Source organism: Streptomyces sp. NBC_00647 (genome assembly GCF_045207245.1).
Taxonomy (GTDB): Bacteria; Actinomycetota; Actinomycetes; order Streptomycetales; family Streptomycetaceae; genus Streptomyces.
The window spans coordinates 2,769,683-2,785,082 of the sequence record NZ_CP109040.1 but is presented as its reverse complement, the minus strand read 5'-3'; the positions used below and the strand labels follow the sequence as shown (position 1 = coordinate 2,785,082).

Sequence of the window (15,400 nt, the reverse complement as noted above, 5' to 3'; positions counted from 1 at the left end):
GCGCGGTCCTACCATGACCATGTGAACGACATCAACGCATGGGTGTGGTGGCTGATCGGCGCGGCCGGACTCGGCATCCCGCTCGTGGTGACCGCGATGCCGGAGTTCGGCATGCTCTCCGTGGGCGCCGTAGCAGCCGCGGTCGCCGCGGGTCTCGGCGGCGGTGTCGTCATTCAAGTACTGGTCTTCGTGGCCGTTTCGGTCGCGCTCATCGCCGTCGTACGCCCCATCGCCGCCCGGCACAGCGCGCAACGCCCTCAACTCGCCACCGGCGTAGAGGCGTTGAAGGGAAAGCAGGCCATCGTCCTGGAACGCGTGGACAGTTCGGGCGGCGGTCGCATCAAGCTCGGCGGAGAGATCTGGTCGGCGCGCTCCCTCGACGCCGGACAGGCCTACGAGGTGGGCCAGGAAGTGGACGTCGTGGATATCGACGGAGCCACGGCGATCGTCATGTGACCTCGTACAACGCAAGTGAACCGAACGCCCCACGTGGCAGACGACGTTCTGTCACACTCGTCCAGCAAGATCTTCAACTGCCATAAGATCTTTCGGAATTACCGAGTGGAGAAGGGTACGGGGAGCATCGATGGAACCGATCATCATCGTCCTGATCATTCTGGTGGTGTTGGTCTTCATCGCCCTGATCAAGACCATCCAGGTCATCCCACAGGCCAGCGCGGCCATCGTCGAACGCTTCGGCCGCTACACGCGGACACTGAACGCCGGCCTCAACATCGTCGTCCCGTTCATAGACTCGATCCGCAACCGCATCGACCTGCGTGAACAGGTCGTCCCGTTCCCCCCGCAGCCGGTGATCACCCAGGACAACCTGGTCGTCAACATCGACACCGTCATCTACTACCAGGTCACCGACGCACGAGCCGCGACGTACGAGGTCGCCAGCTACATCCAGGCGATCGAGCAACTCACCGTCACCACGCTCCGCAACATCATCGGCGGCATGGACCTGGAGCGGACCCTGACCTCCCGCGAGGAGATCAACGCGGCCCTGCGCGGAGTCCTCGACGAGGCCACCGGCAAGTGGGGCATCCGCGTCAACCGCGTCGAACTCAAGGCGATCGAACCGCCCACCTCCATCCAGGACTCGATGGAGAAGCAGATGCGCGCCGACCGCGACAAGCGCGCCGCGATCCTCACCGCGGAAGGCATCCGGCAGTCGCAGATCCTCACCGCCGAGGGCGAGAAGCAGTCCGCGATCCTCCGCGCCGAGGGTGAGGCCAAGGCCGCGGCCCTGCGCGCCGAGGGTGAGGCCCAGGCCGTCCGTACGGTCTTCGAGGCCATCCACGCCGGAGACCCGGACCAGAAGCTCCTCTCCTACCAGTACCTCCAGATGCTCCCGAAGATCGCCGAGGGCGACGCCAACAAGCTCTGGATCGTGCCCAGCGAGATCGGCGACGCGCTCAAGGGCCTGAGCGGAGCCATGGGTAACTTCGGCAACCTGGGCGGGGGTTCGGGCAACCGGGGCTCCTCCGGGGATTCCGGCGGCAGCAGCGAGCGCCGCGAGAAGCCGTCCATCACGGACTGACGCGCACGACGCTACGACGATGGGGCCCACCTCCCGGGGGAGGTGGGCCCCATCGTCGTACGGGCTACGCGGCCGGCTGGGCCAGCCACTCCGGCAGCGCGTCGAAGTCGTCCTGGCCGAGGGCCAGCAGCATGGCGTCCGCGGGCGTCGGCTCGAACGGCTCCCGCAGCAACGGCATTTGAGCCTGCTCCGGAGTACGGTCCGCCTTACGGTGATTGTCCTCCGCGCAGGAGGCCACCGTGTTCAGCCATGAGTCCTGACCGCCCTGGGCACGCGGGACCACGTGGTCCACGGTCGTGGCCCGGCGCCCGCAGTAGGCGCACCGGTGCCGGTCACGCACCAGCACCCCCCGCCTCGACCACGGCGCTTGTCTTCGAAACGGCACCCGGACGTAGCGGCAGAGCCTGATCACCCGGGGCACGGGTATGTCCAGGGCGGCTCCGCGCATGCGCAGTTCGGGGTGGGCCTGCTCGACGACGGCCTTGTCCTGCAGCACCAGAACGACGGCTCGGTTCAACGTCACCGTCGACAGCGGCTCAAAGCTCGCGTTCAGTACCAGCGTGTCCCGCATCCAGCCCACCTCCTATGCGCACCGGCCCACCCATCGGCGGGCTGGGATCAACTTTGGCCGGGCACGCCGAGATGGACAACGCAATAAAAAATGCCCGCCCCTGATCACTTCCAAGACCAGAGGCGGGCAAACGTTCTGTGAACGTCAGTCTTCCGCGGGAGCCGCGTACTCGCCGATCAGCTGGGCGCGCGCCAGCGTGTGGAACCGCAGATTGAAGCCGGCCACGGCGGGAGAGACATCGGCGTCGGGGCCGAGCTTCTCCTGATCCACGGCGTACACCGTGAAGACGTACCGGTGCGCGGGATCACCGGCCGGCGGCGCGGCGCCGCCGAAGTCCCGGGACCCGTAGTCGTTGCGCACCTGGACGGCCCCCTCGGGCAGACCCTCGAACTTGCCGCTGCCCGCGCCCGTCGGCAGCTCCGTCACCGAGGCCGGGATGTCGAACACGACCCAGTGCCAGAATCCGCTGCCCGTAGGAGCGTCCGGATCGAAGCACGTCACGGCGAAGCTCCTGGTCTCCGGCGGGAAACCCTCCCAGCTCAGCTGCGGGGAGGTGTTCCCGGCCGCGTGGACCTGAGCGTCCTTCAGTACCGCGCCCGGCTCGACGTCCTCACTGGTGACCGTGAACGCCGGCACCGGCGGATGGAAGTCGTGCGGGAGCGGCGGCCTCTTGAGCTCGGTCACGTCAGTACCTCCTGGAACGGCGGAATCTCTGCTCCGAGCCTAGAACCAGCTGCGCTTGCTGCCGACCTCCGACAGCCACTGGTTCAGGTAGGCGGCCCAGTCCGTGCCCTGGTAGTCGTGCAGACCCACCTGGAAGGAACGGAACGAGTCGCTGCCCTCGCTGAAGAGGCCCGGCTTCTTGTCCATCTCCAGGATGACGTCCATCGCACGGTCGTCCGCGACGAAGCTCAGCTCCACCTGGTTCAGCCCGCGGTACTGCGACGGCGGGTAGAACTCGATCTCCTGGTAGAACGGCAGCCGCTGACGCGTGCCCCGGATCTGGCCGCGCTCCATGTCCGCGTTCTTGAAGCGGAAGCCCAGCTGGATGAAGGCGTCGAGAATCGCCTTCTGCGCCGGCAGCGGGTGCACGTTGATCGGGTCGAGGTCACCCGAGTCGATCGCGCGGGCGATCTCCAGCTCGGTGGTCACCCCGATGTGCATGCCCCGCAGGCTCTGCCCGTCGATCGTGGTGATCGGCGTCTCCCACGGAATCTCGAGCCCGAACGGGACCGAGTGCACGGCACCGGCCTGCAGCTCGAAGGCCCCGCCGAGCCGCAGCTTCGTGAACTCGATGTCCTGCTTGTACTCCTGGTCGTCGTGTCCCTCGACCTCGACCTTGGCCTGCAGGCCGACCGACAGCCCCTCGATCGACTGGTTGACCGAGCCGCCCTGGATCCGCACCTCACCCTGGACGACGCCGCCCGGAACGGTGTTGGCCTCGGTCAGCACCGTCTCGACCGAAGCCCCACCGGCCCCCATGCTCGCAAGCAGCCGCTTGAACCCCATGTCGTCACTTCCTCCCCAGGCAACGCCTGTTCCGTCCTGTGTCTGTCAGGATCCCTTGATCCCTACAAACGCGATCCGGCCCCGACCGGTTCCGCGTCCTCACCCTTACAAGGGAGAGGACGCCTGACCACCCCGCCGACAAGCATCCGTCCGGACTGCTTCGTACCGCTCCGGACTCCTCCGCAGCGGCGGGACGACTGGACTACGCTCGTACGCCATGATCGCGGCCCCTGACCGTACGCCCCTGACGCGGGACTTCTTCGACCGCCCCGTGCTGGACGTCGCCCCCGACCTCCTGGGACGCGTCCTCGTACGCGTCACCCCGGACGGTCCGATCGAACTGCGCCTCACAGAGGTCGAGGCCTACGACGGTCCCGACGACCCCGGCTCGCACGCCTACCGCGGCCGCACGGCCCGCAACGGCGTGATGTTCGGCCCGCCCGGTCATGTGTACGTCTACTTCACCTACGGCATGTGGCACTGCATGAACCTGGTGTGCGGTCCGGAAGGCAGGCCCAGCGGGGTCCTGCTCCGGGCGGGCGAGGTCATCGAGGGCGCTGACCTCGCCCGCAAACGTCGACTCTCGGCCCGAAACGACAAGGAACTGGCCAAAGGGCCGGCACGCCTCGCGACGGCACTCGGGGTGGACCGGTCGCTCGACGGCGCGGACGCCTGCGGCCCCCACGGCTCGCCGCTGACCCTGCTCAGGGGTACGCCTGTCCCCTCCGACCAGGTACGCAACGGACCACGCACCGGAGTCTCCGGCGACGGAGGCGTCCACCCCTGGCGTTTCTGGACCGCCAACGACCCCACCGTGAGCCCCTATCGAGCCCATGCGCCCCGCCGCCGCTCAACTTGACGCGCCCCTGGGGGATCCGTAATGTAGCCCGAGCCGCTTGAACCGGTTACGGCGTTCAGCCAGCAGCCGAGAGCGACCAACCCACTACCTACCACTTCCCCGCAGCGGGGGCTTATTCGGCGTGCCTGCATGCCTGAATTCGAACCCGCGGAACTCGATTATGAGTCGCCGAGGGAATCGGCTAACGTAGTGAATGTCGAAAGGCCGCGAAACGCGAAAGCGCTAAAGGCCCGAAGACAACCCCGCTGACTGGGAGTCAGGCCCGAAAGGATCTGATAGAGTCGGACTCGCCGGAAAGGGAAACGCGAAAGCGGGAACCTGGAAAGCACCGAGGAAATCGGATACGGAAACGGTCTGATAGAGTCGGAAACGCAAGACCGAAGGGAAGCGCCCGGAGGAAAGCCCGAGAGGGTGAGTACAAAGGAAGCGTCCGTTCCTTGAGAACTCAACAGCGTGCCAAAAATCAACGCCAGATATGTTGATACCCCGTCTCCGGCCGATCGGTCGGGACGAGGTTCCTTTGAAAAAGTCCTGTCCCCTTGGGGGCAGGCGCATCAGCGAGGACGCTGTGAACGCCGGTCCTATTCCGACCGGTTGTTCCGCTCTCATGATGTTTCACCGGATTACCGGTAAACATTCACGGAGAGTTTGATCCTGGCTCAGGACGAACGCTGGCGGCGTGCTTAACACATGCAAGTCGAACGATGAAGCCCTTCGGGGTGGATTAGTGGCGAACGGGTGAGTAACACGTGGGCAATCTGCCCTTCACTCTGGGACAAGCCCTGGAAACGGGGTCTAATACCGGATAACACTCCTGCCTGCATGGGCGGGGGTTAAAAGCTCCGGCGGTGAAGGATGAGCCCGCGGCCTATCAGCTTGTTGGTGAGGTAGTGGCTCACCAAGGCGACGACGGGTAGCCGGCCTGAGAGGGCGACCGGCCACACTGGGACTGAGACACGGCCCAGACTCCTACGGGAGGCAGCAGTGGGGAATATTGCACAATGGGCGAAAGCCTGATGCAGCGACGCCGCGTGAGGGATGACGGCCTTCGGGTTGTAAACCTCTTTCAGCAGGGAAGAAGCGAAAGTGACGGTACCTGCAGAAGAAGCGCCGGCTAACTACGTGCCAGCAGCCGCGGTAATACGTAGGGCGCAAGCGTTGTCCGGAATTATTGGGCGTAAAGAGCTCGTAGGCGGCTTGTCACGTCGGTTGTGAAAGCCCGGGGCTTAACCCCGGGTCTGCAGTCGATACGGGCAGGCTAGAGTGTGGTAGGGGAGATCGGAATTCCTGGTGTAGCGGTGAAATGCGCAGATATCAGGAGGAACACCGGTGGCGAAGGCGGATCTCTGGGCCATTACTGACGCTGAGGAGCGAAAGCGTGGGGAGCGAACAGGATTAGATACCCTGGTAGTCCACGCCGTAAACGGTGGGAACTAGGTGTTGGCGACATTCCACGTCGTCGGTGCCGCAGCTAACGCATTAAGTTCCCCGCCTGGGGAGTACGGCCGCAAGGCTAAAACTCAAAGGAATTGACGGGGGCCCGCACAAGCAGCGGAGCATGTGGCTTAATTCGACGCAACGCGAAGAACCTTACCAAGGCTTGACATACACCGGAAAGCATTAGAGATAGTGCCCCCCTTGTGGTCGGTGTACAGGTGGTGCATGGCTGTCGTCAGCTCGTGTCGTGAGATGTTGGGTTAAGTCCCGCAACGAGCGCAACCCTTGTTCTGTGTTGCCAGCATGCCCTTCGGGGTGATGGGGACTCACAGGAGACTGCCGGGGTCAACTCGGAGGAAGGTGGGGACGACGTCAAGTCATCATGCCCCTTATGTCTTGGGCTGCACACGTGCTACAATGGCAGGTACAAAGAGCTGCGAAGCCGCGAGGCGGAGCGAATCTCAAAAAGCCTGTCTCAGTTCGGATTGGGGTCTGCAACTCGACCCCATGAAGTCGGAGTTGCTAGTAATCGCAGATCAGCATTGCTGCGGTGAATACGTTCCCGGGCCTTGTACACACCGCCCGTCACGTCACGAAAGTCGGTAACACCCGAAGCCGGTGGCCCAACCCCTTGTGGGAGGGAGCTGTCGAAGGTGGGACTGGCGATTGGGACGAAGTCGTAACAAGGTAGCCGTACCGGAAGGTGCGGCTGGATCACCTCCTTTCTAAGGAGCATCTAGGCCGCCGAGTTCGCTTGGTGGTCCAGGGCCATTACGTCGGCACACGTTCGACGGTGGTTGCTCATGGGTGGAACGTTGATTATTCGGCACTCTCAGTCATCTCGGGCTGCAAGTACTGTTCTTCGGAGCGTGGAAAGCTGATCATGAGTGGCGAGGGTGTCGGGCACGCTGTTGGGTGTCTGAAGGTACGGCCGAATGTTGGCTGCCTTCAGTGCCGGCCCCAGTGCACTCCGGTGGAAACCGGGGGTGATGGGTGGTTGGTCGTTGTTTGAGAACTGCACAGTGGACGCGAGCATCTGTGGCCAAGTTTTTAAGGGCGCACGGTGGATGCCTTGGCACCAGGAACCGATGAAGGACGTGGGAGGCCACGATAGTCCCCGGGGAGCCGTCAACCAGGCTTTGATCCGGGGGTTTCCGAATGGGGAAACCCGGCAGTCGTCATGGGCTGTCACCCACTGCTGAACACATAGGCAGTGTGGAGGGAACGCGGGGAAGTGAAACATCTCAGTACCCGCAGGAAGAGAAAACAACCGTGATTCCGGGAGTAGTGGCGAGCGAAACCGGATGAGGCCAAACCTTGTATGTGTGAGACCCGGCAGGGGTTGCATGCAAGGGGTTGTGGGATCTCTCTTTCACAGTCTGCCGGCTGTGAGGCGAGTCAGAAACCGTTGATGTAGGCGAAGGACATGCGAAAGGTCCGGCGTAGAGGGTAAGACCCCCGTAGTCGAAACATCAACGGCTCGTTTGAGAGACACCCAAGTAGCACGGGGCCCGAGAAATCCCGTGTGAATCTGGCGGGACCACCCGCTAAGCCTAAATATTCCCTGGTGACCGATAGCGGATAGTACCGTGAGGGAATGGTGAAAAGTACCGCGGGAGCGGAGTGAAATAGTACCTGAAACCGTGTGCCTACAAGCCGTGGGAGCGTCGCGCATTGAGTTTACTCAATGCGTCGTGACTGCGTGCCTTTTGAAGAATGAGCCTGCGAGTTTGCGGTGCGTTGCGAGGTTAACCCGTGTGGGGAAGCCGTAGCGAAAGCGAGTCCGAATAGGGCGATTCAGTAGCGCGCTCAAGACCCGAAGCGGAGTGATCTAGCCATGGGCAGGTTGAAGCGGCTGTAAGAGGTCGTGGAGGACCGAACCCACCAGGGTTGAAAACCTGGGGGATGACCTGTGGTTAGGGGTGAAAGGCCAATCAAACTCCGTGATAGCTGGTTCTCCCCGAAATGCATTTAGGTGCAGCGTCGTGTGTTTCTTGCCGGAGGTAGAGCACTGGATAGGCGATGGGCCCTACCGGGTTACTGACCTTAGCCAAACTCCGAATGCCGGTAAGTGAGAGCGCGGCAGTGAGACTGTGGGGGATAAGCTCCATGGTCGAGAGGGAAACAGCCCAGAGCATCGACTAAGGCCCCTAAGCGTACGCTAAGTGGGAAAGGATGTGGAGTCGCACAGACAACCAGGAGGTTGGCTTAGAAGCAGCCACCCTTGAAAGAGTGCGTAATAGCTCACTGGTCTAGTGATTCCGCGCCGACAATGTAGCGGGGCTCAAGCGTACCGCCGAAGTCGTGTCATTGCAGCAATAGGGCCAACGCCCGCTGTGATGGGTAGGGGAGCGTCGTGTGCCGGGTGAAGCCGCGCCGGAAGGCAGTGGTGGACGGTTCACGAGTGAGAATGCAGGCATGAGTAGCGATACACACGTGAGAAACGTGTGCGCCGATTGACTAAGGGTTCCTGGGTCAAGCTGATCTGCCCAGGGTAAGTCGGGACCTAAGGCGAGGCCGACAGGCGTAGTCGATGGATAACCGGTTGATATTCCGGTACCCGCTGTGAAGCGTCAAACATTGAACCAGGCGATGCTAAGTCCGTGAAGCCGCCCCGGAGCCTTCGGGCAAAGGGGAGTGGTGGAGCCGACGGACCAGACCTGCAGTAGGTGAGTGATGGGGTGACGCAGGAAGGTAGTCCATCCCGGGCGGTGGTTGTCCCGGGGTAAGGGTGTAGGCCGTGTGATAGGCAAATCCGTCATACATTAAGGCTGAGACCTGATGCCGAGCCGATTGTGGTGAAGTGGATGATCCTATGCTGTCGAGAAAAGCCTCTAGCGAGTTTCATGGCGGCCCGTACCCTAAACCGACTCAGGTGGTCAGGTAGAGAATACCGAGGCGTTCGGGTGAACTATGGTTAAGGAACTCGGCAAAATGCCCCCGTAACTTCGGGAGAAGGGGGGCCATCACTGGTGATCCGATTTACTCGGTGAGCTGGGGGTGGCCGCAGAGACCAGCGAGAAGCGACTGTTTACTAAAAACACAGGTCCGTGCGAAGCCGTAAGGCGATGTATACGGACTGACGCCTGCCCGGTGCTGGAACGTTAAGGGGACCGGTTAGTCACTCTTCGGGGTGGCGAAGCTGAGAACTTAAGCGCCAGTAAACGGCGGTGGTAACTATAACCATCCTAAGGTAGCGAAATTCCTTGTCGGGTAAGTTCCGACCTGCACGAATGGCGTAACGACTTCTCGACTGTCTCAACCATAGGCCCGGTGAAATTGCACTACGAGTAAAGATGCTCGTTTCGCGCAGCAGGACGGAAAGACCCCGGGACCTTTACTACAGTTTGATATTGGTGTTCGGTTCGGCTTGTGTAGGATAGGTGGGAGACTGTGAAGTCATGGCGCCAGCCATGGTGGAGTCGCCGTTGAAATACCACTCTGGTCGTGCTGGATGTCTAACCTGGGTCCGTGATCCGGATCAGGGACAGTGTCTGATGGGTAGTTTAACTGGGGCGGTTGCCTCCTAAAGAGTAACGGAGGCGCCCAAAGGTTCCCTCAGCCTGGTTGGTAATCAGGTGTTGAGTGTAAGTGCACAAGGGAGCTTGACTGTGAGACCGACGGGTCGAGCAGGGACGAAAGTCGGGACTAGTGATCCGGCGGTGGCTTGTGGAAGCGCCGTCGCTCAACGGATAAAAGGTACCCCGGGGATAACAGGCTGATCTTCCCCAAGAGTCCATATCGACGGGATGGTTTGGCACCTCGATGTCGGCTCGTCGCATCCTGGGGCTGGAGTCGGTCCCAAGGGTTGGGCTGTTCGCCCATTAAAGCGGTACGCGAGCTGGGTTTAGAACGTCGTGAGACAGTTCGGTCCCTATCCGCTGTGCGCGTAGGAATATTGAGAAGGGCTGTCCCTAGTACGAGAGGACCGGGACGGACGAACCTCTGGTGTGCCAGTTGTCCTGCCAAGGGCATGGCTGGTTGGCTACGTTCGGGAGGGATAACCGCTGAAAGCATCTAAGCGGGAAGCCTGCTTCGAGATGAGTATTCCCACCCCCTTGAGGGGTTAAGGCTCCCAGTAGACGACTGGGTTGATAGGCCAGATCTGGAAGGCGGGCAACCGCTGGAGGTGACTGGTACTAATAGGCCGAGGGCTTGTCCTCAGTTGCTCGCGTCCACTGTGTAGTTCCCAGACAACGAACGGTTGTGCTGGCTGAACAGTTCCACTTAATTAATTGAAAAGTGTGCTTGTTCGCTGCCCGTTCGAGGCCTCGCTTTTGGCGAGGTGTCTGACAGGGTTTCGGTGGTCATAGCGTGAGGGAAACGCCCGGTTACATTCCGAACCCGGAAGCTAAGCCTCACAGCGCCGATGGTACTGCAGGGGGGACCCTGTGGGAGAGTAGGACGCCGCCGAACAATCTTTGGAGGACCCCTGGTCCCAGCGACTCGCTGGAACCAGGGGTCCTTTTTTTGTTTTTCCGAAGCGCGCCGGGTACCCGGCTGCGCGAGAATGACTTGCGGTACCGATGACAGGAGTCACCATGTCCACCAACTCTCCCGACGAGCGACCGGAGCGCGACCAGCGCCGTCGTGACAGTGGTGACCGCGGTGACAACCGCGGGGGCCCGCGCCGAGACAACGACCGCGGCGGCTCCGGCCGGCGTGACGATCGCGGCGGTGACCGCGGTGGCTTCCGTCGTGATGACAACAGCCGCCGTGATGACAACCGCGGTGGCGGTGGCGGCTTCCGCCGTGACGACAACCGTGGCGGCGGCAGTGGCAGCCGCCCGCCGTTCCGTCGTGACGACCGTCCGACCGGAGGACCGCGTCGTGACGACCGTCCGACCGGCCCGCGTCGCGATGACCGCGACCGTGGCTTCCGCCGGGACGGAGACCGGCCGGCCTTCAACCGTGACGACCGGCCCAGCAGCCCACGCCGTGACGACGACCGTGGCGGTTTCCGCCGTGACGACAATCGTGGTGGCGGTAGTGGTGGCGGGTTCCGTCGCGACGACCGTGGTAGCAGCGGTGGTGACCGCGGCGGTTTCCGTCGTGATGACAACCGTGGTGGTGGCAGTGGCGGTGGCTTCCGTCGTGACGACCGGCCCAGCAGCCCGCGTCGCGATGACGACCGTGGCGGTTTCCGCCGTGACGACAATCGTGGTGGCGGTAGTGGTGGCGGGTTCCGTCGCGACGACAGCCGTGGTGGCGGCAGCGGCGGCGGTTTCCGTCGTGACGACCGGCCCAGCACCCCGCGTCGCGATGACGACCGCGGCGGGTTCCGCCGTGACGACCGTGGTAGCAGCGGTGGTGACCGCGGCGGTTTCCGTCGTGATGACAGCCGTGGTGGCGGCAGTGGCGGCGGGTTCCGTCGTGACGACCGGCCCAGCAGCCCGCGTCGCGATGACGACCGTGGCGGTTTCCGCCGTGACGACAATCGTGGTGGCGGTAGTGGTGGCGGGTTCCGTCGCGACGACAGCCGTGGTGGCGGCAGTGGCGGCGGGTTCCGTCGTGACGACCGGCCCAGCAGCCCGCGTCGCGATGACGACCGTGGCGGTTTCCGCCGTGATGACAACCGTGGTGGCGGCAGCGGCGGTGGCTTCCGTCGCGACGACCGCGGTAGCGGTGCCGGTGACCGCGGCGGGTTCCGTCGCGATGACAACCGCAGTGGTGGAGGCAGTGGCGGCGGGTTCCGTCGTGACGAGCGTGGCGGCGACGATCGTGGCGGTTTCCGTCGTGACGACCGGCCGAGCACCCCGCGTCGCGATGACGACCGCGGTGGGTTCCGCCGTGACGACAACCGTGCCGGTGGCGACTTCCGTCGTGACGAGCGCAGGGACGGCGACCGTCCGCCCTTCCGCCGTGACGACAACCGTGGTGGCGGCGGTGGCGGCGGCTTCCGTGGCCGTGACGACCGAGGACACGACGACCGTGGCCGCGGTGGACCCCGTCGTGACGACAGGGGAGGCCGCCCCGGTGGCTTCCGTGGTCGTGACGACCGCGGAGGCGACGACCGGCGCGGTGGCAGCCGTTTCCGCGACGAGCGGGACCGCGACCGTGAGCCGATCAAGCGGCTGCCGATCCCGGACGACATCACGGGCGAGGAGATCGACAAGGACGTACGGCAGGAGCTCATGAGCCTGCCCAAGGGTCTTGCCGAGGACGTCTCGCGCAACCTGGTGATGGTTGCCCGGCTCATCGACGAGGACCCCGAGAGCGCCTACGCGTACTCGAGGATCGCCCTGCGTCTGGCGTCGCGTGTCGCCGCCGTGCGCGAGGCGGCCGGGTTCGCCGCGTACGCGAACCAGAAGTTCAGTGAGGCGCTCGCCGAGTTCCGTGCCGCGCGCCGGATGACCGGCGGTGTCGAGCTGTGGCCCGTCATGGCGGACTGCGAGCGTGGTCTCGGCCGGCCCGAGAAGGCGCTGGAGATGGCCGGGGCGCCCGAGGTGCAGAAGCTGGACAAGGCGAGCCAGGTCGAGATGCGGCTCGTGGCGGCCGGTGCCCGGCGTGACATGGATCAGCTGGAAGCTGCCATCGTCACCCTGCAGAGCCCGGAGCTCGCCTCGAACTCCGTCCAGCCCTGGACCGCGCGACTGCGGTACGCCTACGCCGACGCGCTTCTCGCCGCAGGGCGCGAGGGCGAGGCACGCGAGTGGTTCGCCAAGACCGTCGAGTCCGACAAGGACGGCAGCACCGATGCCTCCGACCGGCTCGCCGAGTTGGACGGCGTCGAGTTCGTCGACGCGCTCGTCGAGGACGAGGACGCGGGCGAAGCCGGGCAGGTGACCGCGCCCGAGGCCGGGACCGAGGTCCACGCCGAGGAAGAGCACCGGGACGAGGACGAGGACGAGGACGACGAGATCGAGTCCGTGACCACGGACGGGGTCTCGGACGACGTCGACGACATCGAGGACGAGGACGAGGACGACGACCAGGACGACAGCGAGGACGACGCTCCTCACCGTTCCGAGAGCTGACGCCGGGTACTGAGGCGGAACACGTGGGCGGCGGGACACCGGAAGGTGACCCGCCGCCCACGTGGCGTTTCCGCAGCTTGCGAGGCTTCAGGGGGTGAGCGCCCGCAGGACCAGTCCCGACGCCGGTTTCGGGCCGAAGGACGTCGACTTGCGCGGCATCGTGACGCCCTGGCGGGCGAGATCGCGTACGACCTCCTCGTGGACCGGGTGCATCAGGACGGCCGTGCCTCCGTCGTGCTCCGCCTTCTCGACCGTGGCGGTCGTGTCGTGGATGTACGCGATGTGCGCCGGGGAGTCCTCCGGGATGCGCCACACATGGTCGAGGAGTACGGCGTGCAGGACCGTGGCGTCCAGGGTGCGCCAGGCCTCCGGGCGGTCGGCCGGGATCGTACGGGCGAGGAGCTCCGGCGACGGACGGTCGACGAGGTGGAAGGAGCCGTCACCCGCGAGGAGGAAGGCGTTCCCCTCGGCGGCCGCCGAGGAGAGGGCCTCCAGTGCCTCCGCGAGGGGCACGTCGAGTCGGCGCACCCGGAAGGAGTCCCCGAGGGCGGCCAGCGCCTCGGCGACCGGCAGGCGGTGCAGCAGGCGGTGGATGGCCCGGACGCGCAGCGGGTAGCGGGCGGTGTCCACCAGGAGGACCAGTCCGTAGTCCCAGGGGCTGGGCGAGGGGTGCTCCGCGCGTAGACGTAGGTAGGTCGCCCAGCGGTGATGGCCGTCGGCGATCAGGGCCTGGTGCCGGCCGAGATCTGTCCGGATCTCCGAGAGCTCCGCCGGATCCGTGACCGCCCACAGGCGGTGGCTGATGCCGTCCTCGGTGGTCGTGGACAGCAGCGGTGGGCGGGTGGCGGTGCGTTCGATGACGGCGGCCGTACCGAACCCGGTGCCGTTGCCGCGGTAGGTCAGCAGCAGGGGTTCGAGGTTGGCGGACGTGGCGCGCATCAGGGCCGCGCGGTCCGCGATGACGTGGGGCATCACGTCCTCGTGCGGAAGGACGACGCCGTCGGCCGGCTCGGACAGGCGCAGGGTGCCGATCACGCCCCGTTGCAGCAGGTCGCCGTCGCGCTGTTCGTACACGTACAGACCCGGCTCGGGGTCGGTCGTCAGGACGCCCTCGGACCGCCAGTGGCGCAGAGTGTCGGCGGCCTGCTGGTTGCGCGCGGCGGGGGTGCCGTCCTGCGGGAGGATCAGCCGGACGATGTTGTACGGGTCGGCCGATTCGAGCTCGAGCACTCCGTCGGGCCGCACGACGACGTCGTACGGCGGGGACGTCACGGCGGCCAGGCTGCCGACCCGGTCGGGGTCGTAGCGCAGGCCTCGGAACGGGGTGAGTTCGAGGCCGCCCCCTGCCGGTGTTTCCTCCTCGGGACCTGCATAGTTCATTGGGGCATCGTAAGTGTGTCAGTGGCATGCGCGATGATCGGGGCAAAGGGATCGAACGAGGAGCGATGTGCAATGAGCCAGACCGTCAGGACGCGGCCCGAAGGCAGTGGCCAGGCCCTGAGCGAGGCGTACGACACCGCGCTGCTGGATCTGGACGGGGTGGTGTACGCGGGCGGTAACGCCATCGCGTACGCCGTGGAGTCCCTCGGGACGGCGCGCGCGGGCGGCATGCACCTCGCGTACGTCACCAACAACGCGTTGCGCACCCCGGACGCGGTGGCCGAGCACCTCACGGAGCTGGGCATACCGACGGTGGCCTCGGACGTCATCACCTCGGCGCAGGCCGTGGCCCGGCTCATCAGCGAACAGGTGCCCGCGGGGGCGCGTGTGCTGGTCATCGGCGGTGAAGGTCTGCGGGTCGCGCTCCGTGAGCGCGGGCTGGAGCCGGTCGACTCGGCGGAGGACGAGCCCGTGGCGGTCGTGCAGGGGTACGGCGGTCCCGATCTGACCTGGTCGCGGTTCGCGGAGGCGTGCTACGCCATCGCGCGGGGGGTGCCCTGGTTCGCGTCCAACACCGATCTGACGATTCCCGGCGCGCGCGGGATCGCGCCCGGGAACGGCGCGGCGGTGGAGGTCGTGCGGATCGCCACGGGCGGCGAACCGCAGGTGGCGGGCAAGCCGTTGCCCCCGATGCACCGCGAGACGATTCTGCGGACCGGGGCCGAGCGGCCGCTGGTGGTCGGCGACCGGCTGGACACCGACATCGAGGGCGCGTTCAACGGACAGGTGGACTCGCTGCTGGTCCTCACCGGCGTGACGGACGGCGCGCAGCTTCTCGCCGCGCCTCCGCAGCACCGGCCGACCTATGTCGACGCCGATCTGCGCGGGATGCTCACGGGGCAGCCCGAGGTCGTCGAGGCGGGCGACGGGTTCCGCTGTGGCGGCTTCACGGCGACGGCGGGGAGCGAGGAGCTCGAGCTGGCGGGCGACGGCGAGGCTCTCGACGGTCTGCGGGCCCTGTGCGCGGCGGCCTGGACGGCCGCGGGAGAGGGCAGTTGCGAGCTGGACGGAGGGAAGGCGCTGGCGCGGCTGGGGCTTTAGGCGCGGGCGGCGCCGAGGAC

At 65.2% G+C, this 15,400-nt stretch carries 9 protein-coding genes, 3 rRNA genes and 1 pseudogene; 9 read left to right on the top strand and 4 right to left on the bottom strand.

Features of this window, described 5'->3' with window-relative positions:
* The first annotated feature begins 21 nt into the window (after positions 1 to 21).
* The gene (locus tag OG788_RS12260) at positions 22 to 456 is read left to right on the top strand and encodes an NfeD family protein (protein WP_351556244.1); all 435 of its coding nucleotides are present in this window, start codon (positions 22 to 24) and stop codon (positions 454 to 456) included.
* Between the two features lie 130 nt (positions 457 to 586).
* Entirely contained in the window at positions 587 to 1,546 is a 960-nt protein-coding gene (locus OG788_RS12255; RefSeq protein WP_328668065.1) for an SPFH domain-containing protein, read from the top strand.
* Between the two features lie 64 nt (positions 1,547 to 1,610).
* On the opposite strand, the gene OG788_RS12250 is transcribed toward OG788_RS12255, so the two are convergent.
* From OG788_RS12250 to OG788_RS12240, 3 genes are all read right to left on the bottom strand, one after another.
* A complete protein-coding gene (locus tag OG788_RS12250) occupies positions 1,611 to 2,117 on the bottom strand; it encodes an HNH endonuclease (protein WP_351556249.1) in 507 nt (168 codons plus the stop codon).
* Positions 2,118 to 2,261: 144 nt separating this feature from the next.
* Positions 2,262 to 2,801, bottom strand: coding sequence for a YbhB/YbcL family Raf kinase inhibitor-like protein (locus tag OG788_RS12245; protein WP_406370679.1), 540 nt, complete (start codon positions 2,799 to 2,801; stop codon positions 2,262 to 2,264).
* Positions 2,802 to 2,840: 39 nt separating this feature from the next.
* Positions 2,841 to 3,626, bottom strand: a complete 786-nt coding sequence (locus OG788_RS12240; protein WP_351556255.1) for a sporulation protein — start codon at positions 3,624 to 3,626, stop codon at positions 2,841 to 2,843.
* A gap of 217 nt (positions 3,627 to 3,843) precedes the next feature.
* Here OG788_RS12240 and OG788_RS12235 point away from each other — a divergent pair, with 217 nt between their 5' ends.
* The 6 genes and pseudogenes from OG788_RS12235 to OG788_RS12210 all read left to right on the top strand — a co-directional run bounded on the left by OG788_RS12235 (position 3,844) and on the right by OG788_RS12210 (position 12,899).
* A complete protein-coding gene (locus tag OG788_RS12235; RefSeq protein WP_406370677.1) occupies positions 3,844 to 4,485 on the top strand; it encodes a DNA-3-methyladenine glycosylase in 642 nt (213 codons plus the stop codon).
* 636 nt (positions 4,486 to 5,121) lie between these two features.
* Positions 5,122 to 6,647: ribosomal RNA gene (locus OG788_RS12230) — 16S ribosomal RNA — on the top strand.
* Positions 6,648 to 6,962: 315 nt separating this feature from the next.
* Positions 6,963 to 10,085 (top strand): 23S ribosomal RNA (locus OG788_RS12225).
* A gap of 136 nt (positions 10,086 to 10,221) precedes the next feature.
* Positions 10,222 to 10,338 (top strand): 5S ribosomal RNA (gene rrf / locus OG788_RS12220).
* Together the 16S, 23S and 5S rRNA genes form the textbook arrangement of a ribosomal RNA operon.
* A gap of 521 nt (positions 10,339 to 10,859) precedes the next feature.
* Positions 10,860 to 11,825 (top strand): annotated as a pseudogene (locus OG788_RS12215) (hypothetical protein); the annotation flags it as partial.
* Positions 11,826 to 12,056: 231 nt separating this feature from the next.
* Positions 12,057 to 12,899 carry a hypothetical protein gene (locus OG788_RS12210; RefSeq protein WP_406376733.1) on the top strand — a complete coding sequence of 281 codons (843 nt, stop codon included), beginning with the start codon at positions 12,057 to 12,059 and terminating at the stop codon, positions 12,897 to 12,899.
* Positions 12,900 to 12,986: 87 nt separating this feature from the next.
* On the opposite strand, the gene OG788_RS12205 is transcribed toward OG788_RS12210, so the two are convergent.
* Positions 12,987 to 14,279, bottom strand: coding sequence for a DUF1015 domain-containing protein (locus OG788_RS12205; RefSeq protein ID WP_406370676.1), 1,293 nt, complete (start codon positions 14,277 to 14,279; stop codon positions 12,987 to 12,989).
* Between the two features lie 72 nt (positions 14,280 to 14,351).
* Here OG788_RS12205 and OG788_RS12200 point away from each other — a divergent pair, with 72 nt between their 5' ends.
* Positions 14,352 to 15,380, top strand: coding sequence for an HAD hydrolase-like protein (locus OG788_RS12200; RefSeq protein ID WP_351551884.1), 1,029 nt, complete (start codon positions 14,352 to 14,354; stop codon positions 15,378 to 15,380).
* Positions 15,381 to 15,400 lie beyond the last annotated feature (20 nt).

What these genes read in the sequence shown, in the direction of transcription:
- OG788_RS12240 (WP_351556255.1), bottom strand. Translation starts at nt 3,626, where the DNA reads ATGGGGTTCAAGCGGCTGCTTGCGAGCATGGGGGCCGGTGGGGCTTCG.
- OG788_RS12255 (WP_328668065.1), top strand. Translation starts at nt 587, where the DNA reads ATGGAACCGATCATCATCGTCCTGATCATTCTGGTGGTGTTGGTCTTC.
- OG788_RS12200 (WP_351551884.1), top strand. Translation starts at nt 14,352, where the DNA reads ATGAGCCAGACCGTCAGGACGCGGCCCGAAGGCAGTGGCCAGGCCCTG.
- OG788_RS12235 (WP_406370677.1), top strand. Translation starts at nt 3,844, where the DNA reads ATGATCGCGGCCCCTGACCGTACGCCCCTGACGCGGGACTTCTTCGAC.
- OG788_RS12250 (WP_351556249.1), bottom strand. Translation starts at nt 2,117, where the DNA reads ATGCGGGACACGCTGGTACTGAACGCGAGCTTTGAGCCGCTGTCGACG.
- OG788_RS12210 (WP_406376733.1), top strand. Translation starts at nt 12,057, where the DNA reads ATGAGCCTGCCCAAGGGTCTTGCCGAGGACGTCTCGCGCAACCTGGTG.
- OG788_RS12205 (WP_406370676.1), bottom strand. Translation starts at nt 14,279, where the DNA reads ATGAACTATGCAGGTCCCGAGGAGGAAACACCGGCAGGGGGCGGCCTC.